Below are 14,851 nucleotides of genomic sequence, written 5' to 3'. Positions count from 1 at the left end.
GTCGGAGAATCACCATGCAAGTCTTGTCATCCCTCAAGCACGCCAAGCTGCGCCACCGCGACTGCCAGGTGGTCAAGCGCCGCGGCCGCCTGTATGTCATCTGCAAGTCGAACCCGCGCTTCAAGGCGCGCCAGGGTGGCGTGAAGAAGAAGCGCGGTTGAGCGGCAGGTCTGCTTTCAAGGGTGTGAGCAAGACGGTTGCTCCCATCCGCGAATGTGCGGCGGTATACTCGCCGCCCGTTCGACTGTTAATCCGAGTATTTCAATGGGTTTTTCCGCTACCGTCACACCTGAGCCGCGTCGCCTTGGCGCGCCGCTGATTGCCCTGGCCCTGCTGCTGGCAGGCGCCTGGTTCCTCAACCTCAATGCCGGTTTCAAGCAGGTGCTGTTGCTGCTGGTCGGCGCGGCGCTGGGCCTGACCCTCTACCATGCCGCTTTTGGCTTTACCTCGGCCTGGCGGGTGTTCATCAATGAACGCCGTGGCGCAGGTTTGCGCGCGCAGATGGTCATGTTGGCGCTGGCGGTCCTGCTGTTCTTCCCGGCGCTGTCGGCGGGCAGCTTGTTCGGCAACCCGGTCACCGGTCTTGTGGCCCCAGCCGGGGTATCGGTGGTGTTCGGCGCGTTCATCTTCGGCATCGGCATGCAACTGGGCGGTGGTTGTGCCTCGGGCACGCTGTTCACTGTCGGTGGCGGCAATGCGCGGATGCTGGTGACGCTGCTGTTCTTCATCATCGGCTCGGTCACCGCGACCCACCATGCCGACTGGTGGTTCGCCTTGCCCTCGTTCCCGGCCACCTCGATCGTCCAGGCCTGGGGCATGGGGCCTGCGCTGGTGGCCAGCCTCGCACTGTTCGGGGTGATCGCCTGGGTCACCGTGGTGCTGGAGAAGCGTCGCCATGGCGCACTGGAAGCACCCGTGGGCAGCGAGCACCAAGGCCTGCGTCGATTCCTGCGCGGACCGTGGCCGCTGGTGTGGGGCGCAATCGCGCTGGCGCTGCTCAACTACGCCACCCTGGCGCTGGCCGGACGCCCCTGGGGCATTACCTCGGCCTTCGCCTTGTGGGGCGCCAAGACCTTGAACGGGTTGGGCGTGGATGTGGGCAGCTGGGTGTTCTGGCAGGCGCCGGCCAACGCCAAGGCCTTGGCTGCACCGCTGTGGCAGGACATCACCACGGTAATGGACCTGGGGATCGTACTGGGCGCCTTGCTCGCCGCCGGCCTGGCTGGACGCTTCGCGCCGAGCCTGAAGATCCCGACGCGTTCGCTGGTCGCCGCGGTGATCGGTGGCCTGCTGCTGGGGTACGGTTCGCGCCTGGCCTATGGCTGCAACATCGGCGCCTATTTCAGCGGCATCGCCTCGGGCAGCGTGCATGGCTGGTTGTGGTTGGTGGCGGCTTATACTGGCAACCTGATCGGTGTGCGACTGCGGCCGCTGTTCTTCGCTGGCGAGCGGCGCGCAGCGACCCTGACCGGTTGCTGAGGCGCCTTCAGGGCACTGCAGCGTAAGCGATAGGTGCCTGCCAACTGTTGAGAAACTACATGAGGTTTTCTATAAATTACCTCATGTATGTTTCTTATCTTATTGATATTAATAGTTTTATTTTGTGGGTAATTCCGGCCCGACCAAGGCTCTGAACCTTACAAGCTGATCCTCTGTTTCCGTTTTGATGACAATTCGATAATGATTCTCATACGAGATTCGTTGTCATATGGGTGCCGGTCAACCGGTATCCAGGACTTTCATCGAATCGAACAAGGAGAAAGGCAGCGATGTTCGCGCCCATCAGCCGTAGCATGACCCTGACCCTGGGTCTGTGCGCCACCGTCATCAGCCCGGCAGGTTTGGCCGAAGAGCGCGAAAAGCGTTCCGAGGAAGGCGTATTGGAGCTCGGTTCCACCGAAATCCTCGCCCAGGGCCTGGGCAGCACCACCGAGCACACCGGCTCCTACACCACCGGCAGCATGAGCGCCGCCACGCGCCTGAACCTGTCGATCAAGGAAACCCCACAATCGGTCTCGGTGCTGACCCGCCAGCAGCTGGACGACTTCCAGCTCGACACCCTTTCCGAAGCGCTGAGCCATGTCACTGGCGTGACCGTCCAGCGCAACGACTCCGAGCGACCGACGTACTATGCGCGCGGCTACTCGATCAACAACTTCCAGATCGATGGAATGCTCAACACCTTCTCGGGGCTCAAGTCCGACTCCGACACCATCATCTATGACCGTATCGAGGTGGTGCGTGGCGCTACCGGCCTGACCACCGGCGCGGGTGATCCCTCCGGCACCATCGCCATGGTGCGCAAGCGCCCGACCCATGAGCTGGCGGTGAAGACCGGCATCAGTGCCGGCAGTTTCGACAACTACTACAGCTACCTGGACGTTGGCGGCCCGTTGGGCTGGGACGGGCGCTTGCGTGGGCGCACGGTGCTGGCCTATCGCGACAACAAGTCGTACATGGACCACTACCAGACCCAACGTGAGGTGGCCTACGGCATTCTCGAGGCCGACCTTACCGACAGCACGGTGCTGGCGGTCGGCTACGACTACCAGAACAAGCATGTCCAGGGCTCCAGCTGGGGCACCGTGCCCTACTGGAACGCCGATGGCAGCAAGGCCAACCTGCCGCGCTCGACCAACCTGGCGGCCCCCTGGTCGTCCTGGCCGCTGAAGGACCAGACGGTGTTCGCCACCCTCGATCAGCAACTGGGCAACGACTGGCTGCTCAAGGCGGCCTACACCCACCGCCAGAGCGACAGCGACGGCAAGGTCTACTACGGCGGCAATGGCTTCCCCGAGGCCGACCGCAGTGGCATGAAAGCCTGGAGCAGTCATTTCTCCGGAGAGGAGCAGATGGATGCCGTGGACTTCAACCTTGCAGGCCCCTACCAGCTGCTGGGCCGTACCCATGACTTCATGATCGGCTACGGGGTCTCCGAGCGACGCGACAGCTCGCCGTACTACACCGGCCGCAACGATCCGCAGGGCTACGCGATCATCCCCGACTGGAAATACATGGGCGGGATTCCCAAGTTCTACGATCGCAAGACTGGCCTGGATGAATCGCGCTCGCGCATCGAGCAGAAGGCCGGCTACATCGCTACCCGGCTCAATCCCACCGATCGCCTGCACCTGGTCCTCGGCAGCCGCTACGGTAGTTGGAAGACCACCAGCAAGTCCTGGACATACGATGACAACCTGGCGGTCACCGACATCTCCCGCAGCGAGCAGACCCAGAACGACCAGTGGACGCCCTATGCCGGTGTGCTTTACGACCTCAACGAGCAGTTCACGGTCTATGTCAGCTACACCGATATCTTCAACCCGCAGACCAACAAGGACATCAGCGACAAGTACCTGGACCCGGTCGTGGGCAAGGTCTACGAGTTGGGGTTGAAGGGCAGCCTGTTCGAGGATCGGGCCAACCTCAGCGCCGCGGTGTACCGCAGCAAGCAGGACAACGTTGCGGAGGTCGACGACTCGGTGCCGCCAGGCCCCAACGGTGAGCAGTACTACAAGTCCGGTGGCAAGGGGGCGGTGGTCGAGGGCTTCGAGGCCGAGTTGGCAGGCGAGGTGATGGCGGACTGGCAGATGAGCCTGGGCTACAGCTACACCCACGCGCTGCGTGGCGACAAGACGCGCAAGGACACGGCCCGACCGATGAATCTGGTGCGTTTCTCCAGCACCTACAAGGTGCTGCCAAAACTGACCGTGGGCGGCACCCTCGACTGGCAGAGCCACACCTTCGGTGTCGGCAACCGCCCGGTGGGGCGCAATGCATCGGGTGGCATCATCACCGTCAGGGACCGCATGAGCCAGCGGGCGTTCTCGGTGGTCGGGCTGATGGCCCGCTACCAGGTCGACGAACACCTGTCGGCCTCGGTGAACGTGAAGAACCTCTTCGACGAGCACTACTACAACAACCTGGGGTTCTACAACGGCGTCTATAACGGCGAACCGCGCACCCTGATGGTCAGCCTGGACTGGTCGTTGTAGCGTCTTGCGCCTGGCCTGCGATGCGCACGCACGCGCTCGCAGACCAGGCTCAGCGCCCCAGCGGCAACGCCACCGCGATCATCGCGAACAGCGCGCCGCAGCAGCGGTTGAAACCCTTGCCGCCCTTGGCCAACCACGGCCTGATGCGACCGGCCAGGCGTGCCAGCAGGTATTCGACCAGGCATTCCACGCAGGCGAACGTCGCCGCCATCACGATGAACTGCAAGGCCAGGCCGCGTTGCGGGTCGATGAACTGTGGCAAAAAGGCGCCATAGAACAGCAGCACTTTCGGGTTGGACAGCGCCGACAGCAAACCCTGGCGGAACAAGCCGGCATTTCCCAGCCGGGTCTGGCCCTGGGCCAGGTCCAGGTGCAAGGGTGGGGCACGCCAGAGCTGGATGCCGAGCCACAGCAGATAGGCGCCGCCGACCCACTTGAGCACTTGCAGCACGGAACCCGACGTTTGCAGCAGTGCGCTCAGCCCGAACATCGCCAGGGCGATCAGGGCGCTGAAACCACACATGCCGCCGAGGATGGTGAACAGCGTTCGCCGCGCGCCGTAGCGGGCGCCATGAGTGAGGGCCAGCAAACTGTTCGGCCCCGGGGTCAGTGACAGGCCGATGCTTGCCAGCAGGTAGATGAACCAGGTGTCGAGTGCCATGAGAACGCCTTGTAGGAGAAGGGGCGGCGGGCCCGCTGCGCGGAAGCGGCCCTGTGAGTGCGGAGTATAGGGCCGCTTGTCTTTATGCATGGGTATGATCTGACAGTTCAACTGTTGGCTTGCCAACACCCTGCGCACACTTTGCCCGCCATCGATCACCGCGTATTTGGCAAATCCCAGCAAAATCAGGGGGTTGAAACCCGGCACAACTCCTGCAAATGCCCCTGCATGCCCAGTCATCCGCAGGAGCGCCCTTGAACCGACTCAACTTCCCCTTGATCCCGCTCTGTGCCGTGCTGGCGCTGGTCGGCTGCGAGCGTGCCGAGCAGGTCACGACCCATAGCGACCAGCCGGTGCGCGGCGGAACCCTGGTCTATGCCACCGACCGCGAGCCCACCTGCCTGGACCCGCATGTGGCGGGTGACATGCCGCAAGTGTTCGTGGCTCAGCAGTACCTGGATTCGCTGGTGTCGATGGACAGCGACGGCCGTATCGGCCCTTGGCTGGCCGAGCGCTGGGAGGCGTCCGCCGATGGCCTGAGCTACACCTTCCACCTGCGCCACGACGTGCATTTCACCGACGGCACGCCGTTCAATGCCCAGGCGGTCAAGGCCAATCTCGACCACATGGCCGACCCCAAGACCCAGTCCAGCACCGCAGGCGGCTATATCCGCCAGTATCGCGGCACCGACATCGTCGACGAATACACCGCCGTGGTGCACCTGGCCACGCCTTACGCCGCCTTCCTCGAAGTGCTCGCCCAAGGCTTTCTCGGTATCCAGTCACCCACCGCGCTCAAGCGCAGCCGTGACGAGAACTGCGAAAGCCCGGTGGGCAGCGGGCCGTTCAAGGTGCTGCGCTGGGACCGGCAGAACCAGGTCGAGCTGGTGCGCAATGCCGATTACAACTGGGCGCCGCCGACCGCCAGGCACCAGGGCCCGGCCTATCTTGAGCGCATCGTGTGGAAGTTCATCCAGGAACCTTCGGTGCGTTTCGCCTCGCTGCAGGCCGGTGAGGTGGACGTCATCGAGAGCGTACCGCCCGAGTCGCACGAGGCGGCGCGGCGCAACCCGGATGTCGAGCTGATCATCGCCCAGCGCCCCGGCAACCCCACCAACGGCACCTTCAACCTGCGCCGGGCGCCCTTCGATGATATCCGTGTGCGCGAAGCTTTCGTGCGCAGCGCCGATATCGAAGGTGCGCTCAAGAGTGTGTACTTCGGCGAGTTTCCGCGAGCTGGCGGCCCGCTCAGCGTGGCCACGCCGTTCTACAGCGGCGAGTTCGAGCGCAGCCAGGACTACGATCCGCAGCGCGCCGCCCGATTGCTCGATGACGCAGGCTGGACCGGGCGTGATGCGCAGGGTTACCGCACACGCAATGGCAAGCGCCTGAGCGCGGTGGTGCTGATCGGCGCGCGTACACCGCCTTCGGAGCTGACCCTCTGGGAGCAGGTGCAGGCCACCACCCGTCAGGCCGGCCTGGAGCTGGTGATCGACCAGATGAGCGACGCCCAGGTCACCGCGCGTCAGGCCGCCTGGGACTACGACATCCGCACCGGCTACTGGAATACCAACACCCCGGATGTGCTGCGCATCATCTTTGGCTCGGCGTTCGTCCAGCCGGCAGGGGTCGGCGGCTATCACCAGAACTCCTCGGGCTTCGCCGATCCGGGCTTCGACGCGCTGCTCGACGATGCCCTGGCCACGCAGGACCCGGAGCGTCGTCGGGCGCTGTACTTCAAGGCTCAGCAACAGGCCGCCAGCCAGTACCTGCAATTGACCACTTACCCGCAGAGCACCCGGCTGGGCCTCTACAAGACGGCCCACGGCGTGCGCCTGGAGCCCTCGCTGGCGGTGACCTACCTCTATGACGCATGGGTGAGCAAATGAGTGAAGCGACGACCCTGACCGATCCCCGTCGCGAGCGCCTGCGTGCGCTCGGACGCCGCGCCGCCATTCGCCTGGGCGGCGGCCTGCTGGTGCTGTGGGCGGTGGCGACCCTGACGTTCTTCGCCCTGCGGCTGATGCCGGGTGACCCGGTGCTGGCGATTCTCGGTGGCACCACCGGCAACCCGACGCCGGAGGCCATCGAGGCAACCCGGCGCGAGTACGGCCTGGATAAACCGTTGCCGGTGCAATACGCGCTGTATCTCGGGCGTCTGGTGCAGGGCGACCTGGGCCAGTCCTATTCCCAGCACCAGCCTGTGACCCGCGTGCTGGCGGAACAGGCCGGGGCAACCCTCGAGCTGACGTTCGCCGCACTGGTGCTGGCCTGGTTGCTGGTGCTGCTGTTGACGGTGGTCACGGCTGGCCGGGGCCGGCTCATCGGCGGACTCGCCTCGCTGGCCGAAACCCTCAGCGCCGCCTTGCCGCACTTCTGGCTGGGGGTGGTGCTGCTGGCGGTATTCGCCTTCGGCTTGCGCTGGTTCCCGCCGGCGGGCAGCGACAGCCTCGCAAGCCTCGTGCTGCCGGCATTCTCCCTCGCCATTCCGTTGGCAGGGTTCATCGCCCAGGTGACCCGGGAATCACTCGAGCTGACCCTCGATCAGCCCTTCATTCTCAGCGCCCGCAGCCGTGGCCTGAGCGACCTGGCGGTGCGCTTCCGGCATGCCCTGCGCCACGCCCTGCTGCCGGGCGTGTCGCTGTCGGGCTGGGCCATCGGTGCGCTGATCAGCGGGGCGGTGGTGTGCGAGGTGATCTTCTCGCGCAAGGGCGTGGGCCGTCAGTTGTACCAGGCGGTGCAACTGCAGGATTTGCCGCTGGTGATCGGCATCACCCTGGTGGTGGCTGCTGCCTACGTGCTGGCCAACATTCTCGTGGACCTGCTCTATCAATGGATCGACCCACGCCAACAGGAGACGAGCGCATGAGCGACCTGATTCTTGAACACAGCCAGACGCCAGTGCGTCGACAAGTGCGTTTGTCCTGGCCGCCGCTGGGGGCGAGCCTGGCGATCCTGTTCCTGCTGGCGCTGTTGCTGGCGGCGCTGGCGCCGGGGCTGTTCACTCGCATCGACCCCTTGGCGATCGTGCCTCGTGAAGCGTTCCAGGCACCGAGCTGGACGCACTGGCTGGGCACCGACCAGTCGGGGCGCGACATCTTCGCGCGTATCGTCCACGGCGCGCGTCAGAGCCTGCTGATCGGCGTGGCGGCCACCTTGCTGTCGATGGCCATCGCCGTCAGCCTCGGGCTGCTCGGCGGATTGGGCGGGGCGCGGGTGGATCGTGGCGTGGGCTGGCTGTTGGAGGTGCTGTTCGCCTTTCCCAGCCTGGTGCTGGCGCTGCTGTTCGTGGCGGTGTTCGGCAGCGGTGTCGGCCCACTGATCATCGCTACCGGTCTGGGTGGGGCACCTGGCTACGCGCGGATGGTCCGCGGCCAGGTGCTGGCGGTACGCAATTCGGGCTATATCGAAGCGGCACGCGCGCTGGGGCACCCGACCGCACGCATTGTCCTGCGCCAGTTGTTGCCCAATGCCATGCGCCCGCTGGTGGTGACCCTGACCATGGGCGTCGGTCAAGCCATCGTCTGGGCATCTGCCCTGAGTTTCCTGGGCCTTGGTGCCCGACCACCTGCGCCTGAGTGGGGCACCATGCTGTCGATGGGGCGCGATTTCATCGCCAGCGCCTGGTGGCTGACCTTTTTCCCCGGCCTGTTCATCGTGCTCACCACGTTGGCGACCACCGCGGCCGGACGCTACCTTCAACACCGCCTGGAGGGCCGCCTGCCATGAGCGACAAGACCTTGATCGTCGAGGGCCTGAACGTGACGTTCGAAGGCCGCAGCGTGGTGCGTGAACTGTCTTTCACCCTGGCGCCGGGTCGCTGTGTGGCCCTGGTGGGGGAGTCTGGCTCGGGCAAGAGCGTCAGCGCCCGCAGCCTGGTGGGGTTAGTGGGTGCGCGTGGCGAGGTGACCGCGCGCACCTTGGGCTTTGCCGGTCGCGACCTGCTGGCCCTGAGCGAGCGTCAGTGGCGTGCGGTGCGTGGCAAGGATATCGGCTTCGTGCTGCAGGATGCGCTGGTGTCGCTCGACCCGCTGCGGCCTGTGGGCAAGGAAATCCTCGAGGTGTTGCAGACCCATGGCTATGGAGATCGGGCGCAGCGCGCTGCGCGCGTGCTGACGCTGCTCGAACGGGTCGGGGTGCCGGACGTGGCGTTGCGTGCGCGGCAGCGGCCGGGCCAGCTTTCTGGAGGGCTGCGCCAACGGGCGCTGATCGCCAGTGCGCTGGCACTGGATCCGGCGCTGGTGATCGCCGATGAACCCACCACTGCGCTCGATGCCACGGTCCAGGCGCAGATTCTTGAAGTGTTCCAGCAGATCAAGGCGCGGGGTGCATCGTTGCTGATTATCAGTCATGACCTGGCGGTGGTTGCGCAACTGGCCGACGAGGTGGTGGTGCTGCGCCATGGCGAGGTGGTCGAGCAGGGGCCGATGCAGCAGGTGCTGCGCCAGCCACGGCATCCTTATACCCAGGCGCTGTTGGCCGCGGTGCCGGCGGAGCATCCGCGTGGCAGCCGCCTGTCGCCGGAGCGTTCGGGCGAGCGAGTAGCGCGTAGCGTCGTGCCTGGCGAGGTGCTGCTGCAGGCCCACGGCCTGGGCAAGCGCTACACCGGCCCTGATGGCGTGGTGCGTCAGGTGGTCCAGGGCGTGGACTTCACCCTGCGCGCCGGGCAGACCCTGGGCATCGTCGGTGAGTCCGGCTCGGGCAAGACCACGGTTGCGCGCATCGCCCTCGGACTGCTGCAACCGGACCAGGGCGAGGTGCTGTATCGCGGCCAGCCATGGAACCGCCCGGGCAATACCGTCAGCGAAGCCAGCCGCCGCCCGCTGCGCCAGCAGATCAGTGTGATCTACCAGGATCCGCTGGGCTCGTTCGACCCGCGCTGGACCGTGGCGCAGATCCTCGATGACGCCTTGCAGGTGGCGGGCTTCGAGGCTGCGGCGCGCCCGGCGCGCATTCATGTGCTGCTCGAACAGGTGCGCCTGCCGGCCAGCCTGGCCAGCCGCCGCCCGTTGCAGCTCTCCGGCGGCCAGCGCCAGCGTGTGGCGATCGCCCGCGCCATCGCCAGCGAGCCGAAGCTGATCATCTGCGACGAGCCGGTGTCGGCGCTGGACGTGTCGGTACAGGCCCAGGTACTCGACCTGCTGGCCGACCTGCAGGACACCTTGGGCCTGGCCTATCTGTTCATCTCCCACGACCTGGGCGTGATACGCCATGTCAGCGATGACGTGCTGGTGATGCGCCATGGCCAGGTGGTCGAGCACGCGCCGGTCGAGCAGTTGTTCGAGCAGCCTGCCCACGAATACACCCGCCGTCTGCTCGGCTCGGTGCCGCGCCTGCCGGGCAGCGGCGCCGAGCTGGTGGTGCCGCCGCTGGAGCTGGAACACGAAGCCTTCGACCTGTTCGATGAGTCACGCCTCTGGAAAATCGCCATTTAAGGATTGCCCCATGACCACCTTCCAACGTTTCCCCTCCCAGGCTCCCGCCGCCAGCGTCGAGGCCTTGAAGACGCGCATCGATGCGCTGCTGCCACACATCGCCGCCGGTGCCGCCGAACGCGAGCGCGAGCGCCAACTGCCGTTCGAGGCCATCGCCCAACTGGCTGCCGCCGGGCTCTACACCGTGCGTATTCCGACCCGTTATGGTGGGCCCGGTGGCACGGTGAGCGATGTCATCGAGCTGCTGCTGAAGATCGCCTCGGCCGATTCCAACGTTGCCCAGGCCCTGCGCCCGGGTTTCGCCTTTGTCGAGGGCCTGCTGGTGTCGAGCGCAGAGGATGCCGAACAGGAGCGCGAGCGCTGGTTCGCGCGCTACCTGCAAGGCGCGGTGATCGGCAATGCCGGCTGGGAACTCGGCGGCGCCAATGGTGCCATCGCTGCAAGGCTGGTCCGCGAGGGTGACCACTATCGCGCCAATGGCAGCAAGTTCTATAGCACCGGAGCGTTGTTCGCCGACTATGTCAGCGCGGTGGCGCTGGATGAGGACGAGCAACCGGTGTCGTTCATCCTCCCGCGTGATCGCGACGGCCTGGAGCTGGTCGATGATTTCGATGCCATGGGCCAGCGCCTGACCGCCAGCGGCACCACGCACCTGCGCAATGTGCGGGTGGAGGAGAGCGAACTGCGCACGCGTACCGTGGAGGAGGGCCGGCGTACGCTGGTGACGCCGTTCCTGCAACTGTTCCTGGGCACCGTGCTGGCCGGGATCGCCCGCAATGCGCTGGACGATGCCACCCGCTTCGCTCGCGAGCATGCCCGGCCGATCAAGCACAGCACGGCCAGTCGTTCGGTGGACGACCCCTATGTGGAACTGAGCGTGGGCGATATCGCAGCGCGCGCCTACGGCGCCGAGGCGCTGGTGCTGAAGGCGGCCGCCACGATCGACCGGGCCTGGGCGGCGCAGTTGGACGAGGCATTGGTGGAGCAGGCTGCCCTCGAGGTGGCGCAGGCCCAGTACCTGGTCGCAGAACTTGCGCTCAAAGCGGCCGAGACGCTGTTCGACGTCGGCGGCGCCTCGACCACCGGGCGCGCGCACAATCTCGACCGCCATTGGCGCAATGCCCGTACCGTGGCCAACCACAATCCACGGCAGTGGAAGGCGGCGGTGGTCGGGGCCTGGCAGCTCAAGGGCACCCGCCCACCGGTGTCGGGGTTGTTCTGAGGAGGCGCTATGCAAACCTGCACTCACAGCTTGCACATTCAATGATGTTCCTTGCGCGCCACTGCAGGTATGCTCGGGGAAGCCTTTCCGAACTGTCCTGATCCAAGGAGCTGCACGCTGTGTTCAAACATGTCGATGCCTATGCCGGCGACCCGATTCTCTCGTTGATGGAAGCCTTCAAGGTCGATCCCCGTGCCGACAAGGTCAACCTGAGTATCGGCCTGTACTACGACGAAGCCGGTGTGGTGCCGCAGTTGCCATCGGTAGGCCAGGTCGAGGAACGCCTGGCCGGCCAGCCGCATGAAGCCTCGCTCTACCTGCCCATGGAAGGCCTGGCCAGCTACCGCCAGGCGATCCAGGCACTGCTGTTCGGTGCCGACCACCCGGCCGTGACCGGCGGGCGTGTCGCCACTGTGCAGACCGTGGGTGGCTCGGGAGCGTTGAAAGTCGGTGCCGACTTCCTCAAGCGCTACTTCCCGCAGTCCGAGGTGTGGGTCAGCAATCCGACCTGGGACAACCATCGCGCGATCTTCGAAGGCGCGGGCTTCAAGGTGCACACCTACCCGTACTTCGACCAGGCCACCCGCGGCCTGGACTTCGATGGCATGCTGGCAAGCCTGCAAACCTTGGCCAAGCACAGCATCGTCCTGCTGCACCCGTGCTGCCACAACCCCACCGGCGTCGACCTGAGCCAGAGCCAGTGGCAGCAAGTGGTCGAGGTGGTCAAGGCGCGTGAGCTGATCCCGTTCCTCGACATCGCCTACCAAGGCTTCGGCGAAGGCCTGGCCGAAGACGCCTATGCCATCCGGGAAATGGCCCGTGCCGGTGTGCCGTGCCTGGTCAGCAACTCGTTCTCCAAGATCTTCTCGCTGTACGGCGAGCGGGTAGGGGGGCTGTCGGTGGTCAGCGATGACGCGCAAACCGCCCAGAGCGTACTGGGTCAGCTCAAGGCTACCGTGCGCCGCAACTACTCCAGCCCACCCAGCCATGGTGCACTGCTGGTCGCCGGGGTGCTGGGCGATGCCGGCCTGAACGCCCAGTGGCAGGCGGAAGTCGAGACCATGCGCAAGCGTATCCTCGACATGCGCCAGGGCCTGGTCGATGCACTGGCCAAGCAGTTGCCAGGCCAGGACTTCCAGTTCTTCCTGCGCCAGCGCGGCATGTTCAGCTACACAGGCTTCAGTGCCGAGCAGGCACGTCGCCTGCGTGACGAGTTCGGTGTGTACATCATCGACAGCGGCCGGGTGTGCATGGCGGGCCTGCGTCCGGACAACCTGCAGCGTGTCGCCGAGGCATTCGCGGCGGTGCAACAGGGCTGATCCGCCGGGCCAGGCATGCCTGGGCTGTGGGAGCGGGCTTGCCTGCGAATGAAGACGTGAGATTACCGACGCCTTCGCGGGCAAGTCGCAGCGGCGAACCGCCGCTCCCACCATCATCCGCTTCCTTTTCCCAAAACAGGTGCCGTCCCTCGGACGGGGCTTCGCAACAGCACCTATTCAGTGCACAATCGCGCCCCTCTTTTTCGGTTGAGGTGGCGTGAGGCTTCTATTTCGCCACTCTCAGCCTGTTGCAGTCTTGCGAGTGGAGTTGCACCCGGAATGAATGAGCAGGCCCAAAGCGTTGAACAACGCTTCGAATCGACCCAACAAGCCACCCTCGGTAGCTGGTCGCGTCAAGACACCACCTGGATGCTGGGCCTGTTCGGCACGGCCATCGGCGCAGGTACGCTGTTCCTGCCGATCAACGCCGGCCTCGGCGGTTTCTGGCCGCTGCTGATCCTGGCCGTGCTGGCCTTCCCCATGACCTACTACGCACACCGTGCGCTGACCCGCTTCGTGCTGTCCGGCAGCAAGGGCGGCGATATCACCGAGGTGGTCGAGGAGCATTTCGGCATCACTGCCGGTGCACTGATCACCGTGCTGTATTTCTTTGCCATCTTCCCGATCCTGCTGATCTACAGCGTGGCGCTGACCAACACGGTCGCAAGCTTCATGGAGCATCAATTGCACATGACGCCACCGCCCCGGGCGATCCTCTCGTTCGTGCTGATCCTCGGCCTGCTGGCCATCGTGCGTTGCGGTGAACAGGCCACGGTCAAGGTCATGAGCCTGCTGGTGTATCCCTTCATCGTCGCCCTGGCGCTGCTGGCCCTGTACCTGGTGCCGCACTGGAATGGTGGCATTCTCGATACTGCTGGCCAGTTGCCGTCTGGCTCGGCGTTCGTGCACACCCTGTGGCTGGCGATCCCGGTAATGGTGTTCTCGTTCAACCACTCGCCGATCATCTCGGCCTTCGCGGTCGACCAGAAGCGTCGCTATGGCGACCACGCCGATGAGCGCAGCGGGCAGATCCTGGCCCGTGCCCACCTGCTGATGGTGGTGATGGTGCTGTTCTTCGTGTTCAGCTGCGTACTGACCCTGAGCAGCGCGCAACTGGCCGAGGCCAAGGCGCAGAACCTGTCGATCCTGTCGTACCTGGCCAACCACTTCAGCAATCCGGCCATCGCCTTTGCTGCGCCGCTGATCGCTTTCGTCGCGATCGCCAAGTCGTTCCTGGGCCACTACATCGGTGCCAGCGAAGGCCTCAAGGGCATCATCGTCAAGACCGGCCTGCGCCCGGGCGCCAAGACCCTGGACCGCGTGGTCGCGGCACTGATGCTGGTGGTGTGCTGGATCGTCGCCACGCTCAATCCGAGCATTCTGGGCATGATCGAGTCGCTGGGCGGGCCGATCCTCGCGGTGCTGCTGTTCCTGATGCCGATGTACGCCATCCGCCGTGTGCCGTCGATGCGCAAGTACAGCGGTGCGATGTCCAACCTCTTCGTCGTGGCGATCGGCCTGGTGGCCTTGAGCTCGGTGGTCTACGGCCTGCTGAACTGAGGCCGTTGCACAGCGCAGGCGGGCGCGCGGCAATCCGCGCCTGCCTGTTGCTCGAAGCTTGCAGCCTGGCGCTAAAAGCGATTAACTCGGAATCCTTTTCAAACCCCGTATAAGGATTTCTGCCATGGCTCAAGTGACTCTCAAAGGCAACCCGGTTCAGGTCAAGGGCGAGCTGCCCAAGGTCGGTGCCCAGGCGCCTGCCTTTTCCCTGGTCGGCGAAGGCCTGGCCGACAAGTCGCTGAAGGACTATGCCGGCAAGCGCAAGGTGCTGAACATCTTCCCGAGCGTCGACACCCCGACCTGCGCCACCTCGGTACGCAAGTTCAATGCCCAGGCCAATGACCTGGCCAACACCGTGGTGCTGTGCATCTCGGCCGACCTGCCGTTCGCCCAGGCACGCTTCTGCGGCGCCGAAGGCCTGGAGAATGTAAAGAACCTGTCGACCCTGCGTGGTCGTGAGTTCATCGAGAACTACGGCGTTGCCATCGCCGACGGCCCGCTGGCCGGCCTGACCGCCCGCGCCGTCGTGGTGCTGGACGAAAACGACAAGGTGCTGCACGCCGAGCTGGTCGGGGAAATCGCCGACGAGCCGAACTACGAGGCGGCTCTGGCTGTTCTGAAGTAAACGCTGGCCAGAGGGTCCCCGCGCGGCCCTGGCG

12 protein-coding genes are annotated in these 14,851 nt (G+C 65.3%); 11 read left to right on the top strand and 1 reads right to left on the bottom strand.

Going from position 1 to position 14,851, the window contains the following annotated elements; genetic code table 11:
• Window positions 1–14: 14 nt before the first annotated feature.
• The 3 genes from ykgO to F6X62_RS13400 all read left to right on the top strand — a co-directional run bounded on the left by ykgO (window position 15) and on the right by F6X62_RS13400 (window position 3,995).
• A complete protein-coding gene (gene ykgO, locus F6X62_RS13410) occupies window positions 15–161 on the top strand; it encodes a type B 50S ribosomal protein L36 (RefSeq protein ID WP_054890826.1) in 147 nt (48 codons plus the stop codon).
• Between the two features lie 103 nt (window positions 162–264).
• Entirely contained in the window at window positions 265–1,479 is a 1,215-nt protein-coding gene (locus tag F6X62_RS13405) for a YeeE/YedE family protein (protein ID WP_153773797.1), read from the top strand.
• 290 nt (window positions 1,480–1,769) lie between these two features.
• Window positions 1,770–3,995 (top strand): TonB-dependent siderophore receptor, encoded by a 2,226-nt coding sequence (locus F6X62_RS13400; protein ID WP_153773796.1) that lies wholly within the window; start codon window positions 1,770–1,772, stop codon window positions 3,993–3,995.
• Between the two features lie 49 nt (window positions 3,996–4,044).
• On the opposite strand, the gene F6X62_RS13395 is transcribed toward F6X62_RS13400, so the two are convergent.
• Window positions 4,045–4,656 (bottom strand): LysE family translocator, encoded by a 612-nt coding sequence (locus tag F6X62_RS13395; protein WP_054890823.1) that lies wholly within the window; start codon window positions 4,654–4,656, stop codon window positions 4,045–4,047.
• A 218-nt stretch (window positions 4,657–4,874) separates the two neighbouring features.
• Here F6X62_RS13395 and F6X62_RS13390 point away from each other — a divergent pair, with 218 nt between their 5' ends.
• The 8 genes from F6X62_RS13390 to tpx all read left to right on the top strand — a co-directional run bounded on the left by F6X62_RS13390 (window position 4,875) and on the right by tpx (window position 14,817).
• Window positions 4,875–6,545, top strand: a complete 1,671-nt coding sequence (locus F6X62_RS13390) for an ABC transporter substrate-binding protein (protein ID WP_063545088.1) — start codon at window positions 4,875–4,877, stop codon at window positions 6,543–6,545.
• Entirely contained in the window at window positions 6,542–7,525 is a 984-nt protein-coding gene (locus F6X62_RS13385; protein WP_112899571.1) for an ABC transporter permease, read from the top strand. The genes F6X62_RS13390 and F6X62_RS13385 overlap by 4 nt, the downstream gene beginning before the upstream one ends.
• Window positions 7,522–8,385 (top strand): ABC transporter permease, encoded by an 864-nt coding sequence (locus F6X62_RS13380; protein ID WP_112898412.1) that lies wholly within the window; start codon window positions 7,522–7,524, stop codon window positions 8,383–8,385. The genes F6X62_RS13385 and F6X62_RS13380 overlap by 4 nt, the downstream gene beginning before the upstream one ends.
• Window positions 8,382–10,091 (top strand): ABC transporter ATP-binding protein, encoded by a 1,710-nt coding sequence (locus F6X62_RS13375; RefSeq protein ID WP_153773795.1) that lies wholly within the window; start codon window positions 8,382–8,384, stop codon window positions 10,089–10,091. The genes F6X62_RS13380 and F6X62_RS13375 overlap by 4 nt, the downstream gene beginning before the upstream one ends.
• 10 nt (window positions 10,092–10,101) lie before the next feature.
• Window positions 10,102–11,313, top strand: coding sequence for an acyl-CoA dehydrogenase family protein (locus F6X62_RS13370; protein ID WP_153773794.1), 1,212 nt, complete (start codon window positions 10,102–10,104; stop codon window positions 11,311–11,313).
• A 119-nt stretch (window positions 11,314–11,432) separates the two neighbouring features.
• Complete coding sequence (locus F6X62_RS13365; protein WP_065862743.1) at window positions 11,433–12,632, top strand: amino acid aminotransferase; 1,200 nt, start codon at window positions 11,433–11,435, stop codon at window positions 12,630–12,632.
• Between the two features lie 279 nt (window positions 12,633–12,911).
• A complete protein-coding gene (locus F6X62_RS13360) occupies window positions 12,912–14,192 on the top strand; it encodes a serine/threonine transporter (RefSeq protein WP_054890817.1) in 1,281 nt (426 codons plus the stop codon).
• A 124-nt stretch (window positions 14,193–14,316) separates the two neighbouring features.
• A complete protein-coding gene (gene tpx, locus F6X62_RS13355) occupies window positions 14,317–14,817 on the top strand; it encodes a thiol peroxidase (protein ID WP_054890816.1) in 501 nt (166 codons plus the stop codon).
• The last annotated feature ends 34 nt before the right edge of the window (window positions 14,818–14,851 follow it).

This window comes from Pseudomonas sp. MNR3A (assembly GCF_009650575.1).
GTDB lineage: Bacteria > Pseudomonadota > Gammaproteobacteria > Pseudomonadales > Pseudomonadaceae > Aquipseudomonas > Aquipseudomonas machongensis.
This window is presented reverse-complemented; position numbering and strand designations above follow the sequence as displayed.